This window comes from Stenotrophomonas sp. S4, from assembly GCF_054187805.2.
The window spans coordinates 2,489,769-2,505,003 of record NZ_CM196188.1 but is presented as its reverse complement, the minus strand read 5'-3'; the positions used below and the strand labels follow the sequence as shown (position 1 = coordinate 2,505,003).

14 protein-coding genes are annotated in these 15,235 nt (G+C 67.3%); 6 read left to right on the top strand and 8 right to left on the bottom strand.

Annotated features, from left to right (window positions below):
• Nucleotides 1-9: 9 nt before the first annotated feature.
• From ACUZUJ_RS11740 to pip, 3 genes are all read right to left on the bottom strand, one after another.
• Nucleotides 10-309, bottom strand: a complete 300-nt coding sequence (locus tag ACUZUJ_RS11740) for a hypothetical protein (RefSeq protein WP_006447714.1) — start codon at nt 307-309, stop codon at nt 10-12.
• Nucleotides 310-601: 292 nt separating this feature from the next.
• Complete coding sequence (locus ACUZUJ_RS11735) at nt 602-901, bottom strand: EF-hand domain-containing protein (RefSeq protein ID WP_049445012.1); 300 nt, start codon at nt 899-901, stop codon at nt 602-604.
• A 284-nt stretch (nt 902-1,185) separates the two neighbouring features.
• Nucleotides 1,186-2,133 (bottom strand): prolyl aminopeptidase, encoded by a 948-nt coding sequence (pip, locus tag ACUZUJ_RS11730; protein ID WP_458220040.1) that lies wholly within the window; start codon nt 2,131-2,133, stop codon nt 1,186-1,188.
• Nucleotides 2,134-2,247: 114 nt separating this feature from the next.
• On the opposite strand from pip, the gene ACUZUJ_RS11725 reads away from it, so the two are divergent.
• Both ACUZUJ_RS11725 and ACUZUJ_RS11720 read left to right on the top strand, forming a co-directional pair.
• Nucleotides 2,248-2,913 (top strand): TraX family protein, encoded by a 666-nt coding sequence (locus ACUZUJ_RS11725; RefSeq protein WP_049445016.1) that lies wholly within the window; start codon nt 2,248-2,250, stop codon nt 2,911-2,913.
• 463 nt (nt 2,914-3,376) lie between these two features.
• A complete protein-coding gene (locus ACUZUJ_RS11720) occupies nt 3,377-3,733 on the top strand; it encodes a hypothetical protein (protein ID WP_049445018.1) in 357 nt (118 codons plus the stop codon).
• A gap of 129 nt (nt 3,734-3,862) precedes the next feature.
• On the opposite strand, the gene ACUZUJ_RS11715 is transcribed toward ACUZUJ_RS11720, so the two are convergent.
• Nucleotides 3,863-6,058: a TonB-dependent receptor gene (locus ACUZUJ_RS11715; protein WP_458220039.1), complete on the bottom strand. Its 2,196-nt coding sequence runs from the start codon at nt 6,056-6,058 to the stop codon at nt 3,863-3,865.
• A 239-nt stretch (nt 6,059-6,297) separates the two neighbouring features.
• Between ACUZUJ_RS11715 and ACUZUJ_RS11710 the strand changes: the two genes are divergently transcribed.
• Nucleotides 6,298-6,882 carry a TetR/AcrR family transcriptional regulator gene (locus ACUZUJ_RS11710; RefSeq protein ID WP_101765542.1) on the top strand — a complete coding sequence of 195 codons (585 nt, stop codon included), beginning with the start codon at nt 6,298-6,300 and terminating at the stop codon, nt 6,880-6,882.
• A 77-nt stretch (nt 6,883-6,959) separates the two neighbouring features.
• Entirely contained in the window at nt 6,960-8,048 is a 1,089-nt protein-coding gene (locus ACUZUJ_RS11705; protein ID WP_458220038.1) for a DNA glycosylase AlkZ-like family protein, read from the top strand.
• Between the two features lie 276 nt (nt 8,049-8,324).
• Here ACUZUJ_RS11705 and ACUZUJ_RS11700 read toward each other — a convergent pair whose 3' ends face one another.
• The 4 genes from ACUZUJ_RS11700 to ACUZUJ_RS11685 form a co-directional block, all read right to left on the bottom strand.
• Nucleotides 8,325-9,251, bottom strand: a complete 927-nt coding sequence (locus ACUZUJ_RS11700; protein ID WP_101765541.1) for an ABC transporter six-transmembrane domain-containing protein — start codon at nt 9,249-9,251, stop codon at nt 8,325-8,327.
• A gap of 201 nt (nt 9,252-9,452) precedes the next feature.
• On the bottom strand, nt 9,453-10,529 hold the full coding sequence (locus ACUZUJ_RS11695; RefSeq protein ID WP_049445510.1) for an ATP-binding protein: 1,077 nt from the start codon (nt 10,527-10,529) through the stop codon (nt 9,453-9,455).
• A gap of 3 nt (nt 10,530-10,532) precedes the next feature.
• A complete protein-coding gene (locus ACUZUJ_RS11690) occupies nt 10,533-11,249 on the bottom strand; it encodes a response regulator (protein ID WP_101766410.1) in 717 nt (238 codons plus the stop codon).
• 53 nt (nt 11,250-11,302) lie between these two features.
• Nucleotides 11,303-11,869, bottom strand: coding sequence for a hypothetical protein (locus tag ACUZUJ_RS11685; protein ID WP_235434901.1), 567 nt, complete (start codon nt 11,867-11,869; stop codon nt 11,303-11,305).
• Between the two features lie 236 nt (nt 11,870-12,105).
• Here ACUZUJ_RS11685 and ACUZUJ_RS11680 point away from each other — a divergent pair, with 236 nt between their 5' ends.
• Entirely contained in the window at nt 12,106-13,287 is a 1,182-nt protein-coding gene (locus tag ACUZUJ_RS11680) for an efflux RND transporter periplasmic adaptor subunit (protein WP_049445025.1), read from the top strand.
• A 2-nt stretch (nt 13,288-13,289) separates the two neighbouring features.
• Complete coding sequence (locus ACUZUJ_RS11675) at nt 13,290-15,233, top strand: MacB family efflux pump subunit (RefSeq protein WP_049445027.1); 1,944 nt, start codon at nt 13,290-13,292, stop codon at nt 15,231-15,233.
• Nucleotides 15,234-15,235 lie beyond the last annotated feature (2 nt).

Here is a 15,235-nt window from a genome sequence, read left to right as displayed (position 1 = left end):
TGGAACAGGTCAGGCGTGGCGCATCGCCAGCACCGCGGGCGACCACGGCTGCATGTGCAGGCGCTGGCTGCCACCGATGCACAGCGGCTTCATCGCATCGCGCAGCGGGTAGGGCAGGTGGCGCAGCACGTTGATGCGCTCGCTGATCGGCAGCAGCGACAGCGCGTCGGCCACCACGCGTGGCGAGCCGAGCGACAGCGAACGGGCGAACATGACCGGGCCGTGCTGCAGCAGCTGGCTGCGCAGGGCGGCAACATCGCGCTCACCGATCAGGCGGCGCAGGGTGATGTAGAGGATCTTGTAGGACATGGGGGCGATCTCCAGGCAGGCGGCACCTGGCGATCCCCCGTCACTCAGGCAGGCAGGGACCGGCGGGCAGGCGCCAGGAACAGGCAACAAGCGGGCATCCGGGGCGCGGTGCGCCCGGCAGGGTCGGGGTCCATCTGCGTCTCCATGAGGGGAGGGGCCGGCCAGGGTTGCCCTGGCCAGTGGCGCTATTGTCCGCCCCTGAATGGGGCAGTCCTAGAGGCTCGTGGGTTAGCCCGGCTATACCTTGGTATAGCCGGGCACGCGTCACGCCGATCAGGGGCGCATCACGGGATCAATGCGCGGTGCTGGTCTGCTTGCACACGTCGTACTCGCCGCGGGTCAGCTTCTGGTCGCGGTCGGTATCGCAGGCGTGCAGGCGCTCGGCCCAGTCGGGTGCCACGGCATCCACTTCGGCCAGGGTGACGATGCCGTCCTTGTCCTTGTCGAGCGATTCATAGGCAGGGATGAGCTTCACTTCGGTTACGTCCTCGGCCGCGGTAGCCTTGCTGGCCTCCTGCGTTTTGGAACAACCGCCCAGCAGCAGGCCCGCGCAAAGGGCGAGGGCGACGGGGAGATAGCGAACACCGGTCATGGCAGGCTCCAGAAGTAGGGAGGTAGGCCAGGGTTGTCCGTGGCCACGGCCGGATCATCGGCGCCTGCTTGTAAGCGAGCTGCGAAGAATCCGCCTGCCTGGCCGGTGGCGGTGGGCGGCCATTCACCGGGCTGCCGTGATCGACGGCGCAGAGGCGGCTGGGTAGAGTCGACTATCGCGCGCAGCGCGGGGTTTTCGGCTTCCCGCCGAGAGCAGTCGACTGACAGTCGACTCTACCTACAAGCCCCGGGATGCCGGCCAGCGGCCGGCACTACCCCTTGTCTTCAGAAACGGTCGGCGAACGCATCCGTGGCGCGTACCAGCGCATCCACCGTCGCCGGCTCGTTCGCGCTGTGGCCCGAGGTCACCATCTCCAGCTTTGCCTCCGGCCAGGCCTTGGCCAGGTCCCAGGCGCTGCGCGGCGGGCAGATGATGTCGTAGCGGCCCTGCACGATCACGCCGGGCAGGTGGCGGATGCGGTCGATGTCGCGCAGCAGCTGGTCCGGTTCCAGGAAGATGCCGTTGCGGAAGTAGTGCGCTTCGATGCGGGCCTTGGCCAGCGTATCCAGCGGGTCATCGGTGGACACCGCATCCACGTCGTGCTGCAGGGTGGCGGCGTTGTCTTCCCAGCCCAGCCAGGCCTGCGCGGCTTCGATGCGGGTCGCTTCATCCGGGCCATCCATGCGCTTCCAGTAGGCCGCAATCATGTCGCCACGTTCGGCTTCCGGGATATAGGCCTCATAGCGGTCCCAGCGCTCCGGGAAGATCCAGCGCGCACCACCATCGGCCTCGGCAAACCAGCGGTTCTCCATTTCGCGGCCAAGGAACACGCCACGCACGATCAGGCCCGTGGCGCGCTCGGGATGCGCCTGCGCGTAGGCCAGCGACAGGGTTGAACCCCAGGAGCCGCCATAGACCAGCCAGCGTTCGATGCCCAGGTGCTCGCGCACCTTCTCGATGTCGGCCACCAGGTCCTGCGTGGTGTTGTCGCGCAGTTCGCCGAACGGCGTGGAGCGGCCGCTGCCGCGCTGGTCGATCAGCACGATGCGGTAGCGCGCCGGGTCGAAGAAGCGGCGGTGGGTGGGCGAGATGCCGGCGCCGGGGCCACCATGCAGGTACACCACCGGGATGCCCTCGGGCGTGCCGCACTCTTCGATATGCAGGGTGTGCAGATCGCTCACCGGCAGGGTGAACTCGCGGTAGGGTTCGATGGCGGGGTACAGGGTGCGCATGGCGGGCGTCTCACAAGCAGGGGCGGCCAGCATAGCGCCGCCGCCTGCGGCTTGCAGCGGCCGGCTCCTGCGCGGCGCTGGAAATGGGCTGGCCGATGCGCATAAGCTTCCGCGATGCAAGCGACCACGACCGGGACGTCCACCTTCAACCTCACCCTCGGCAGCGGCGCACGCGAGCTGCTGAAGTGGATCGCACTGCTGACCATGACCGGTGATCACGTGGCCAAGGTGGTCTTCGGTGGCTACGTGCCGGTGGTCAGCGAACTTGGGCGCATTGCCTTCCCGCTGTTCGCGCTGGTGATGGCTTGCAACTTGGCCCAGCCCGGGGCCGACCCGCGTAAATCGATACGCCGGCTCGCGCTATGGGGGCTGATCGCGCAGCCATTGCACGCACTCGCGTTCGGTTCCTGGCTGCCGCTCAACATCCTGTTGACCTTCGCTCTGGCCGCGGTGGCCGTGCATGCGTTGGCGAACAATCGGCCGGTGCAGCTGTTGCTGGCCGCAGGTCTGCTGCCGATGCTGGTGGACTATCAGTGGGCCGGTGTGGGCAGCGTACTGCTGGCCTGGATCGCGTTCCGGCATCGGGCCTGGTGGTTGTTGCTGGCCGCGCTTGCAGCGGTGTGCTGGGCCAACCACAACGGCTGGGCGTTGCTGGCCATTCCGATAGTGCTGCTGGCGGCGCGGATGACGTGGCAACTGCCGCGCTGGCGCTGGGTGTTCTACGGGTACTACGTGGGGCATCTGGCGGTGCTGGCGTTGATTGCCCATCTGCTTGCGTAATGTCGGAACTGGCATCTCGCATGTCTCGAATGCCGGATGCAGTCAAGGAATGCGCGGTGCCAATGCGGGTGGGGAATGCCGCAGATGGTATGGCGCAAGTTGTTGAATCTTCGGATCGATTGACGATATGCGACAATGCCATCGCTGCGTAAACGTCGCTGTCTTTGCACGTGGGTTGTTGGCGCCTGCCATCCCGTTGTGCACATGATGGGGTGCCACCGAATAAGGGTGGCCGGGGCCTGGAAACCCCGTTGAGTAAGTGCTGTTTACGCTTGCCAGCCGGCGTCGCCTTGCGCGGCGTCGGCTGGCATTCCGTTCGCGTTCCATGGCGGGCGGTGCGTGGAGGTGGGCGCAAGCCCACCGCCCGGGTATAGCACTGACTCACGGGATTTCCAGCCACGTACCGTCCGCCGCCTTGATTGTTAAGGGCGGTGGTCCCGCATGCCTTGCAAGGAGACCTGCCATGAACGCATCGGAGTTCCCTCATCAGCACGCCCCGGCCAATGCCGATGAAGGGCACGACATCGCGACTGATCCCAACAGCCTGATGGCCCTGCTGCATCGCATCGGGTTGGGCGCGGCCGCCGACGGCCAGCCCTGGCCCGAGCGCCATCAGCTGCCGGGCCGCTGCCTGGCGTTGGCCGACGCCGACGGTGCGCTGGCCGGGCTGCGTATCGTGCAGGAAATCCTGCTGGCGGCCGAACGCGCCCGCCAGAATGGCGGCCCGGATCAGTACGTGGGCGATCGGGTGATGGAGGGGTTGAAGCTGGCCGCATTGGCGTTGACCAATCAGGCGATTTATCGCCTGCACCCGGAATAGAACTACGCCACGCCCAGCGGCATTCGGGTTCTCTGTAGAGTCGAGCCATGCTCGACTCCTCGGGGAAATCGGAGTCGAGCATGGCTCGACTCTACAGGTGAGGCATGTCTGGCGCGGAGGCCGCCCGGCTCAGAAATCCATCGTGGCCGACAACAACACCGTCCTCGGCGCACCCAATGCGAGGCTCGACAACAACGGCATGCCCCAGTACGCCTTGTTGGTCACGTTGTTCACGCTGGCGCGCAGCGCAAGCGGCCGCCCGGCCATCGTGGTGTTGTAGCGCGCACCCACATCAAACAACGTACGCCCCGGCACCGACAGGCGATTGTCGGCACTGATGTACTGCTTTGACATCGCGGTGGCATTGCCGGTCAGGGTCAAGCCCTCCAGCGCCGGCACATCCCATTCCACACCCAGCTTCGCCTGCCGCTGCGCAACGGCAGTAGCAATACGGCCTTCATTCACGCCACCGGCGGTGCGGGTCAGCTTCGGTTGCACGTAGGCCAAACCGCCGAGCAGGCGCACGCCATCCAGTGGCGAGCCGAAGATGCCCCATTCCACGCCACGGTTACGCTGCTCGCCACCGAACGAGAAGATATTCGTGACCGGATCGGTGTAACTGCTCGGGCGCTTGATCTCGTACACGCTGAAGGTATGCGCGAACCTGCCCAGGTCCGGCTTCAGGCCCAGCTCCTTCTGCTTGGTACGGAACGGTGCGAACACATCGCCGGCATTGGCGGCGGTCATCGGCGCGGTGGCGCCCTGGCTGAGGCCTTCGATGTAATTGGTGTAGACCGAGATCGTGTCGGTGGCCTTCACCAGCAGGGCCGCTGCCGGGGTGGTGGCGCTCTCGTCACAGCGCGAGGTGCTCGCACCGCTGGCCACGTTGAAGGTCTCGCTGACCACCTGCTGGCGGCGCACGCCCAGCGTCAGCTGCACGCGGTCATCGGCGAAGGACAACGTGTCGGCGAAGCCGATGCTGTCCAGCCGCAACTCGGTGTGCGAGATATGCGGTGCAACGAACGGCGCGGCAGGGCCCCACACCGGGTTGTACAGGTTGGTGGTCCAGTCCCAGCCCGGCACGCTGCGGCGGCCGTAGTCGTTCTGGGTGTGCTGGTAGTGGGTCACGTTGGCGGCCCATTGATGGCCGACGCTGCCGGTACGGAAGCTGCCGCGCAGCCCGGCATCACCGGATTGCTTCGTGATGTCGAACGCCAGCTGGCCCATCACCGTGGTGAAGTCACCGGCCGGATTGAGGATCTGCGCACTGATCGAACCGTTGTAGCGGTAGTCGGTCTTGCTGGTGCCGTAGGCCAGGTAGGCCATCAGGTGTTCGTTGATGTCCAGCTCGCCGCGCAGCATCGCGCCCTTGTCCTGGCTGTCCACGTAGGCCCAGTCCGGGTTGATCAGGGTGTCGCCACGCGGTGGGCGCGGAATCGCCACGCCCGGTGCCAGGCCGACACCACGGGCGGGGCCATCGACGCGGTCGTCGGCGCTGTACAGATCAGCGGAGAGGCGGGCGCGCTCGCCGCGCCAGTCCAACGCCAGCGAACCCAGCTGCACCTTCTTGCTCTGCTTGCCGACCGCACCGTCACCATCACGGTAAGCGCCGTTGAAGCGGATGCCGAACTGTTTGTCGGCGCCCAAGCGCCGACCCACATCCACGTGGGTGCCGAACTGCGCATCGGAGGCGAAGTTTGCGCTGACCCGCAGCAATGGCTGCTCGCCCGCACGCTTGGGCACCAGGTTGACGCTGCCACCGACCGAGCCGCCCGGCGGCATGCCGTTGAGCAGGGCGGACGGGCCCTTCAAGACCTCGATGCGCTCGAACATTTCCGGCGAGGTGCGGTAGTACGGCGCCATGCCGCTGAGGCCGTTGAAGGTGGTGTCGCTGGTGCTGGAGGCGAAGCCGCGGATGGCGTAGTTCTCGCTCCAGGCGCCGGTGACGCCGTTGCTGAACACCGTGGGGTCGGTGGCGGCGATGACGTCGGTGAGATCCTTGGCCTGACGGTCGCGGATGAAGGCTTCGGTGTAGCTGACCGTACTGAACGGCGTATCCATGAAGTCTTTGTCGCCGAGCAGGCCAACCCGGCCACCCGAGGCCACCTGGCCGCCGGCGTAGTCGCCGGTCACCCGGCGCTGTTCCTGCACCTGCACCGAGGGCAGGGTGGACGGCGCGGAGTCGGCCAGCGCAGCGAACGAGGCCAGCAGCCCCAGCGCCAGAGCCGACATCCGGTAGCGCCGAGCCATCGGCGGATGCATCTGCACGCGGGTCGCGGCGGCCGCTGCAAACTGCAGCGGAGAGGAAAGGTGGTACACGGTCATGCCAGGTTCCTGTGAATCGCAGGTGCGAACGCGCCTGGCGCGCTGCCGACGGCAAGCACGGGGGAGGGCGCAGCGCAGGGTTGTCGGCTGGGTGGGGACCTGGCGGGAAGTGAGCCATGGGCTCGATTGCGGACGGCGGCGGGGTTGCGAACCAGGCGCATTCCGAATTAGTTGAGTAAATTAAACTAAACCATATGAAGCGGACAAGAGGGTCCCTTTGCTGGCACCCTCGCTACGGTATGAACACGCACCCTGAAACCCCGGCGTCGGCCCGTGGCCGTCCGCCCACCATCACTCCCGATCGCCTGGCCGACATCGGCATCAAGCTGGGCCTGCCGAACCTGACCATGGCCAACGTGGCCGCCGAACTGGCGGTGACCCAGGCCGCGCTCTACAAGCGCGTGGCCAACCTGGAGGCCTTGAAGCGGCTGGTGGCCGACACGGTGTTCCAGCGCTGGCAGATTCCGCTTGCCTCGGCCGATGCACCGGGTGGGCTGCAGGCCTACCTGCTGGGGTTCGTCGATTCGCTGTGCGAGGTGGTGAAAGCGCACCCCGGGCTGCCGCCGTACCTGCTGCGCCGTTCGGTGGCGACCGCACCGATGCTGGACAAGATTGCCTCACACCAGGCGCATGTGGCCGAGGTGTTCGGCCTGCCGCTGGACAAGGCACGCTGGCTGCTGGCCACGATCGCGTTCTACTGCATTGCCGGTGCGGATACGGTCTACGGGATTGCCGACGACGAAGAGGGCCAGGTGATCACCGAGTTCAAGCAGGGCATGCGTGCGCTGGTGATCGGTTCGCTGGAGGTATTGGAACTTCGGTAGATCCACGCCATGCGCGGATGCCGTTGCACGGTTCGCCACGGCCCCATCCACGCATGGCGTGGATCTACAATGCGGCCATGCCTGCCACGCCTACCCTCGATGATCTGCGCCGCCACGCGGTGGCGCGCACGCTGTTCAAACCCACCACGCTGCTGACCGCGATCCGGCGCCTGGGCTTCGTGCAGGCCGACCCGATCCGCGCACCGGCACGCGCGCAGGACCTGACCCTGCGCCACCGGGTGAAGGACTACCGCGCCGGTGATCTGGAGCGGCGCTATACGCGCCTGCCGGTGGAAGAAGATTGCCTGGTGAACTACGGCTTCCTGCCGCGCGAGCATCTGGCGTTGATGCATCCGCGCGTGTCCAGGCGCGCATGGGATGCCGAGACCCAGCGCCGAGCGGAGGACGTGCTGGCCTTCGTGCGCGAGCGCGGAAGCGTGCACCCGCGTGAGGTAGAACAGGCGTTCGCGCATGGGCGGGTGACCAACTACTGGGGCGGCACCAGCAATGCCAGCACGCACCTGCTGGACGGCATGCATTACCGCGGCCTGCTGCGCGTGCAGCGGCGCGACAGCGGCACCCGCATCTACGCGGTGGCCGACCACGCGGAGGCGGATGCCAGCGAACAGGCGCAGATCGAACGCGCCGCCGCCTTGATCGATCTGGTGGTGCGCAAGTACGCGCCACTGCCATCGGCCAGCCTGACCTACGTGGTGCGCCTGCTGGGCTACGGCGCACCGCATCTGGCCGAGCAGACCCGGCAGGCCTTGAAGCTGGCCAAGCAACAGCTGGCCAGCTGCACGCTGGACGGCACCACCTGGTACTGGCCGGCGGACGAGAACCCGCGCTCGCGCCGGTATGCACCGGACGAACAGGTGCGCCTGCTGGCGCCGTTCGACCCGGTGGTGTGGGACCGCCGACGTTTCGAGCTGCTGTGGGGCTGGATCTACAAGTTCGAGGCCTACACGCCTGCGCCGAAGCGCCAGTACGGCTACTACGCGCTGCCGGTGCTGTGGCACGACCAGGTGGTGGGCTGGGCCAATCTCAGCGTACGCGACGGTGAACTGGCGTCCAGCGTGGGCTACGCCGGCAAGTCACTGGCCCGCGACAAGGTGTTTCGTGGCGCGCTTGAAGACGAACTGCAGCGCATGGCGGAGTTCCTGTAGCGCCGAGCCATGCTCGGCTGTTCGAGGCAACGTTCATCGCGCCCGGTAGTCGCCAACCTTGGTTGGCGGCCTTGATGCATCGGCGCCCACCAAGGTGGGCATCTACCGGTCAAGTGGCGTCCTTGCGCTCAGCATCTTCGATGCAGGGGCTGACGTGGCGGCCGATGTCCGTCCGCGAGGTGACCGCCAATCCTGGTTGGCACCGTTGCCCCGGTAGTCGCCAACCTTGGTTGGCGCCGTGGTGCATCGTTGCCCACCAAGGTGGGCATCTACCGATCAAGCGGCTTCCTTGTGCTCCGCATCTTCCATGCCCGGGCTGACGCGGCGGCCGATGTCCTTCAACCGCGCCAGCTGATCCACCATCGACGGTGCATCATCCAGGCTGCCGACGAACGTCCACAGGTAGGTCATCACCGCGTACACCTGGCCCGGGGTCACCCCGTCGGTGGTGGCGAGACGGCCGATGGTCAGTGCGAACAGCGCCGCTGCCGCTGCACCAACGACCACGAAGGCACCGGCTTCGCGATCGGAGAGCAGGATGCGCAGCCGCGACAGCGTGGTGTAGTGGCGACGCAGCACCGAGGGACTGACCCGGTCGACCAGGCGGATCTCATGCTCCAACCGATTGTTCAGGCGTCCATGCAGCTGCTCGTTGCGGCGTGCGAACGACGGCAGCAGCAACAGCGCGCCCAACAACGCGACGAGGCTTGCGGCGCCCACCAGCGGTTCGATCGCCAGCAGCATCGCCGCCGCACCGAACATCGATACCAGCGCGGTGGCGATGATCGGCACGTGCTTTTCGAAGAAGTCGACGAACTCACGGGCCAGCACAACGCGCGCAGCCGAGGTGGAGGTGGCCTGGCCCAGCCTGCGCTGCGCCTGCACCACGTTCACCGCCAGGTCGGCATAGATGCGGGTGAAGGTACGGGTATCGACCGCACGGCGGGCAGCACCGACCAGCCAGAACAGCAGGACCACACCGGCGTAGGAGATGGCGTGGCCGATGTTGCCGCGGATGATCGCGTCCACCGCGAAGCCGGCAAACAGCGGATACGCCAGCAGCAGCGCATTCTCCAGCGCCACCAGCGAGAAGGTGCCAGTGAGCTGCCAGGGGTAGGTGCGCAGGATGGCCTTGAGGGTGGCGGCCGCGTTCTGTTGGCCGATGCTCCCGGCCGCGGCCGCTGGATTGTGGGGGTGTTTCATGGGATGTCAGGGTGGGTCGGGGACAGGGCAGGGGACGGATGCCTGCCATCTCCCGGGTCGCGCCCAGTATCTGCAGCCCTTTGGAGCGGGCATGGAGGATCGATGGAGATTGCGTGGAGAAGCCGGCGGCGTTCAGCCACGCGCGTGGTGCCCACCAAGGTGGGCCGCTACCGGAGCAACGTCTTCCGCAATGCTGCGTCCTTAACGACGCGCATGCACCGGCCAGCGGATCTCGAACGAACTGCCACCCCGTTCGGTGGCCCGGCATAGCGCCGTTCCGTGATGGGCCACGGCAATCGCGCGCACCACGGCCAGGCCCAGCCCGGAGCCACCGCTCTGCCGCGAACGCGAGACATCGGTGCGCTGGAACGCTTCGAAAATGCTGTCACGCAGTTCGTCCGGCACGCCGGGGCCACCATCCTCCACAGCCACCGTGCAATGGCCCTGGCCCAGCGTGACGCGCACCCGCAGCGGACAGGGAATGGCATGGCGGCGCGCGTTCTCCAGCAGCGCCAGCACCGCCTGGCGGATGCGCGCCGGATCGCAGTCGGCCAGCGACGGACGCGCATCCAGCGTTACCGAGAACCCGCTTTCGGTCAGTGCCTCGGACATCGCTTCCACCACCGCAGCCACCTGCACGCTGACATCGCTGCGCTGCAGGCGCAGGTCCAGATGACCGCTCTCGGCCAGGCTGACCACGCGCAGGTCTTCGATGATGCGGGTCAGGCCCTCCAGCTGGGTGAGCATGCTGTTGAACTGCTCGGGCCCCGGCTCGAACACGCCTTCGGCGATGCCCTGCAGGCGGCCGCGCAGGATGGTCATCGGCGTGCGCAGTTCATGCGCGATCGCCGCGTTCCAGAACACGCGATTCTCGGACATCCGGCTGAGCCGCTCTGCCATGGAATTGAAATCGCTGACCAGGGTGGCCGCTTCGGCCATCGTGGTGTCGCCGCCGCGCGCACGCGCCTCCAGGTCGCCGCCAGCGACCCGCCGCAGGCTTTCGGCCACCGAGTTCAACGGGGTGATGATGCGCCGGGTCAGGCGCGAGGCGACCAGCGTAGCGAAGATGACGACCACCGTGGCAGTCAAGCCGATCCACAGCCATTCCAGCCCGGATGGCATGATCGTTTCCGGCTCGTCATACCAGCGCGGGTAGAACACCTCCATCAGGTAGTAGAACAGGTAGAAACCGCTGATCGACAGCACCGTCGAACACAGCGAGGCCACCGTGATGGACAGCGTAATCTGGCGGCCGATGCTCTTGCCTTTGGGATTCATCATTCAGTCCAGGAAACGGTAGCCGACGCCGCGGATGGTGGCGGGAATGCCGATCACGCCCACCTCTTCAAGCTTGCGCCGTAGTTTGCTGACATGGCTGTCGACGGTACGTTCCTGCGCATCGCCTTCGGGCAGGCAGGCGTGCAGCAGGTCCACCCGCGCATGTACCTGCCGCGGCGCGCGTGCCATGTGCACCAGCAGCCGGAACTCGGTGAGGGTGAAGTTCAGCGCGTGCACCTGCTCGCCGTTGCGCACCGTTACCTCGTGGCTGCGCAGGTCGATCTCGAACGGGCCCTGGCGGATCAGCCCATTGGGTTCTTCGACCACGGTGCGGGAACTCCGGCGCAGCACGGCCTGGATGCGGGCGACGATCTCGGCCGGATTGAACGGCTTCGCCACGTAGTCGTCGGCGCCGACGCGCAGGCCGGTCAGCTTGTCCACGTCCTGGTCGAGCGCGGTGAGCATGATCACCGGGGTGTTGCCGCGCCGCCGCAGTTCGCTCAGCACCTGCCAGCCATCCAGCTTGGGCATCTGCACATCCAGCAGCACCAGGTCCGGGCGCAGTTGGCGGTGGCTGGCGAGCGCTGCCTCGCCGTCGGCGGCGCGTGCGCTGCGCAGGCCGGAACGGGCCAGGTAGGCACCGAGGATGTCGGCGATTTCGCCTTCATCTTCGGCAATCAGCACCAAGGGGGGCTGTCGGGTACGGAGATCGTGTTTCATTGCGTGCTGCGGGTTCGAGGCCAGGGCGGGCAGGGGCGGGGTCAGGGGCAGGGTCATCGTCGGTATTCCATTTCCTGCGCCTCTTCATTGGCAGCCCAGGCCAGGGTGGCCAGCACCAGCGTGCGCTGCAGGCTGGGTTCCAGCGCACCCGCGCCGCGCAGCTGCTGCAGCATCAGGGTGGACGCCGCCGTCGGCAGCTTGCTCCAGCGCGAGGCCATGGGAGTGGCGTTCACCCGGGCCTGCAGCCGCGAGGCCATGCCCACGAGGGTGCGCAGGCGCACTGCCAGCAGGATGGCGACCACGGCGGTGGCAAGGGCAAGCAGCAGATGCAGGGTGACGTTGGCCGCCGGGTGCGTTGTCGCCCAGACCGCCAGGCCGATCAGCGCCAGCGCTGCGAGGGATCCGGCGCGGCGGGTGCGGCCGGGCCCATCACTGCGGAACCCCACCAGCGCGGCGGCCCCGAAGCCCGCCAGCAATGGCAGTACCGGATGCGGCGCGACCCACATCCATGTGCTGGTCGATGCCAGCACCAGTGCGATCAACCACGGCGAAGGCGCACACCACGCCAGGTAGGCATGGCGTACATCGATGGGTGGCAGGTCTGGGTAGGAAGGGGACACGGCAGGCTGGCAGTCGGCGAGGCCGACGAGGCTAGCGACCGTTGATGGAGACTCGGTCGAGATTGTGTCGAGATTGCGTGGATGCGGGCTGCCACGTTCAGGCGCGAGGCTGATGCCTGAACGGCCGCGGCGCCTCCATGCAATCTCCACGGTGGCTCCAAGAAACGTCCATCCGTGGCTTCCAGACTGCGGCTTCGGCGGTCGCACTGGGCGACTGCACGCAACCGGGCGTTTCGATGAGCAACCGCAGGACCTGGATCATTGCCGCCACCGTGGCCTCGCTGGCCGCCGGCGCTGGATGGTGGGCGTTTGCCGGCAGTGATGATGCCGCGCTGATCACCGCACCTGCAAGGGTGGCGGATCTGGAGAAGACCGTACAGGCGGTCGGCCGGGTCCATCCGAAGGAACTGGTGGCGGTGGGTGCGCAGGTGTCCGGCCAGGTCAAGCGCCTGCATGTAGTGCTGGGCCAGCGCGTGCAGGCCGGCGATCTGATCGCCGAGGTCGATTCGCAACCGCAGCGTATCGCGCTGCGCAGCGCCGAGGCGGCCACCAACACGCTGCGTGCCCAGCATGCCGCCAGCGAGGCCCGCTATGCGCAGGCCAGTCGTGCTTACCAGCGCCAGTCGCAGCTGGTGGCATCGCGCCTGGTGTCTCAGGAAGGCTTCGAAGCCGCGCGCGTGGCACGCGATGCGGCGCGTTCGGAGGTGGCCGCGCTGCAGGCGCAGATCGACCAGGCGGTGACCCAGGTCGAAACCGCACGGATCAACCTGGGCTATACCCGCATCGTGTCGCCCAGCGATGGCTACATCGTGGTCATCGTCACCAAGGCCGGGCAGACGCTGAACTCGATGCAGACCACGCCGACGATCGTGATGCTGGCGCAGATGGATACGATGACCGTGCGTGCCGAGATCGCCGAGGCCGATGTCGAGCTGGTAGCGCCCGGACAGGCGTTGTGGTTCTCGACATTGGGGCCGAGTGGCCGCCGCTATGAATCCCATCTGCAGCAGTTGGAGCCGGCGCCATCCTCGATTGCCGACGTCGCCTCCGGCAGTGCGGGCGGCTCTGCGCAGACGCCGAAGGCGGTGTACTACGCCGGCCTGTTCGACGTGGCCAATCCTGGCCTGAAGCTGAAGCCTTCGATGACGGTGAAAGTGACCCTGCAGCTGGCGCGGGTCGCAAACGCGCTGCAGGTGCCTTTGACGGCGCTGGCCGGGCCGGATGACAAGGACGGCAACCGTGGCACCGTGCGCGTGGTCGATGCCAAGGGCCGCCCCCAGGAGCGTGCGGTGACGACCGGCCTGCGCACCGCCACCGCCGTGCAGATCCTGTCCGGCCTGCGCGAGGGTGAGAACGTGGTGGTCGGCCAGGCACCCAGCGGCGCTGAGCCGGAAGCCGCCAGCCTGTTGGGGATGTGAGCATGGCCGACGCACTGCTTGAACTGCATGGCGTATCGCGCGCCTATCGCTCGGCCGCCGGCGAGGTGGTGGTGCTGAAGGACGTTTCGCTGCGCATCGATGCCGGCGAGTTCATCGCCATCATTGGCCCCTCGGGCTCGGGCAAGTCCACGCTGATGAACATCCTTGGCTGCCTGGACCGGCCGACCGAGGGCAGCTATCGCGTGAACGGCGAGGCCACCGAGCAGATGGCGCCGGACGCGTTGGCGCGACTGCGCCGCGAGCATTTCGGTTTCATCTTCCAGCGCTACAACCTGATGGATAACCTGAGTGCCACCGAGAACGTGGCGCTGCCGGCGGTCTATGCCGGCGTGGACGCAGAGACGCGTAATGCGCGCGCACGCACGCTGCTGGAAACACTGGGGCTGGGCGAACGCACCGGGAATCGACCGAGCCAGCTGTCCGGTGGCCAGCAGCAGCGCGTGTCCATTGCCCGTTCGCTGATGAACGGCGGCGCGATCGTGCTGGCCGATGAGCCGACCGGCGCGCTGGATCACGCCAGTGGCCAGCAGGTGATGGCCGAGCTGAAGCGCCTGCATGCGCAGGGCCACACGGTGATCCTGGTAACCCATGATGCGGCGATCGCCGCCAACGCGGCGCGGGTGATCGAGATCGCCGACGGCCGGGTGGTGGCCGACCGCGGCGACCGGGGCCCGCGTGCTGCGGCTGAAACACCCGAGCCCGAACGCGGCGGTTCGCCGGTCACCGAGCGCCGCGCACGCATCGATGCAGTCCGCGAAGCCGCGCGCATGGCCGTGCGCTCGATGCTGGCCCATCGCCTGCGCACACTGCTGACCATGCTCGGCATCATCATCGGTGTCGCGGCGGTGGTGACCGTGGTTGCGCTGGGCAAGGGCGCGCAGGCGCAGGTCGAATCACAGATCAACGAACTGGGCGCCAGCACGCTGGAAATTTTCCCGGGCGCCGATTTCGGTGACCCGCGTTCGGCGGAGATCGAGACACTGGTGGTGGGCGATGCGGACCATCTTGCGGCGTTGAGTTACGTGGACAGCGTGAGCCCGAACCTGAGCGGATCGGTGGCGGCGCTGCAGGGCAACCGGCGTGCCAACACCCAGGTGCTGGGCGTAGGGGCCGACATGCCGCGCGTGCGTGGGCTGCGGCTGAAGGCCGGCCGCTTCTTCACCGACGCCGAAGTCGATGCGCACCGCGCGGTGGGCGTAGTCGACCAGAAGGCCGCCAAAGCGCTGTTCAGTGGCAGCCCGATCGGCAGCACGGTGCTGCTGGGCGGCATGCCGGTGGAAGTGATCGGTGTGGTCGGGGCCAATGCGTTCGCGGGTGGTGCAACCCCGACGGTCTACGTGCCGTACACCTCGGCGGCCTCGCGGCTGCTGGGCAGCCAGCGGCTGGAGAGCATCACCGTGCGCGTACGCGACAACGTGCCCACCAATGCCGCCGAGGCCTCGCTGGGCACCGAGCTGGAGCGCCTGCATGGCCGCCGCGATTTCTTCATCTACAACGCCGACCAGATCCGCAAGGCGGTGATGAAGTCCAGCCAGACCATGGCCGCGCTGGTTTCGGCCATCGCAGCAGTTGCGCTGGTGGTCGGCGGGGTGGGGGTGATGAACATCATGCTGGTCTCGGTGAAGGAGCGCGTGCGCGAGATCGGCGTGCGGCTGGCGGTGGGCGCGCGGCAGGGCGACATCCTGCGCCAGTTCCTGATCGAGGCCGTGCTGATCTGCCTGTTCGGTGGCGTGCTGGGCGTGCTGTTCGCATTCGGGGTGGGTGCACTGTCCAGCCTGCTGTCGCTGGGTGTGCCGTTCCTGTTCACCGCGGGCCCGGTGCTGGCCGCACTGGCGTGCTCTTCGGCCATCGGACTGGGCTTTGGCTATTTCCCGGCACGCAGCGCGGCGCAGCTGGATCCGATCCAGGCGCTTGCGGCGGAATGAAC

Excerpts from the sequence above, each read along its gene's own strand:
- ACUZUJ_RS11740 (WP_006447714.1), bottom strand. The coding sequence starts at position 309 with ATGTCCTACAAGATCCTCTACATCACCCTGCGCCGCCTGATCGGTGAG.
- ACUZUJ_RS11735 (WP_049445012.1), bottom strand. The coding sequence starts at position 901 with ATGACCGGTGTTCGCTATCTCCCCGTCGCCCTCGCCCTTTGCGCGGGC.
- pip (WP_458220040.1), bottom strand. The coding sequence starts at position 2,133 with ATGCGCACCCTGTACCCCGCCATCGAACCCTACCGCGAGTTCACCCTG.
- ACUZUJ_RS11725 (WP_049445016.1), top strand. The coding sequence starts at position 2,248 with ATGCAAGCGACCACGACCGGGACGTCCACCTTCAACCTCACCCTCGGC.
- ACUZUJ_RS11720 (WP_049445018.1), top strand. The coding sequence starts at position 3,377 with ATGAACGCATCGGAGTTCCCTCATCAGCACGCCCCGGCCAATGCCGAT.
- ACUZUJ_RS11715 (WP_458220039.1), bottom strand. The coding sequence starts at position 6,058 with ATGACCGTGTACCACCTTTCCTCTCCGCTGCAGTTTGCAGCGGCCGCC.
- ACUZUJ_RS11710 (WP_101765542.1), top strand. The coding sequence starts at position 6,298 with ATGAACACGCACCCTGAAACCCCGGCGTCGGCCCGTGGCCGTCCGCCC.
- ACUZUJ_RS11705 (WP_458220038.1), top strand. The coding sequence starts at position 6,960 with ATGCCTGCCACGCCTACCCTCGATGATCTGCGCCGCCACGCGGTGGCG.
- ACUZUJ_RS11700 (WP_101765541.1), bottom strand. The coding sequence starts at position 9,251 with ATGAAACACCCCCACAATCCAGCGGCCGCGGCCGGGAGCATCGGCCAA.
- ACUZUJ_RS11695 (WP_049445510.1), bottom strand. The coding sequence starts at position 10,529 with ATGAATCCCAAAGGCAAGAGCATCGGCCGCCAGATTACGCTGTCCATC.
- ACUZUJ_RS11690 (WP_101766410.1), bottom strand. The coding sequence starts at position 11,249 with ATGAAACACGATCTCCGTACCCGACAGCCCCCCTTGGTGCTGATTGCC.
- ACUZUJ_RS11680 (WP_049445025.1), top strand. The coding sequence starts at position 12,106 with ATGAGCAACCGCAGGACCTGGATCATTGCCGCCACCGTGGCCTCGCTG.
- ACUZUJ_RS11675 (WP_049445027.1), top strand. The coding sequence starts at position 13,290 with ATGGCCGACGCACTGCTTGAACTGCATGGCGTATCGCGCGCCTATCGC.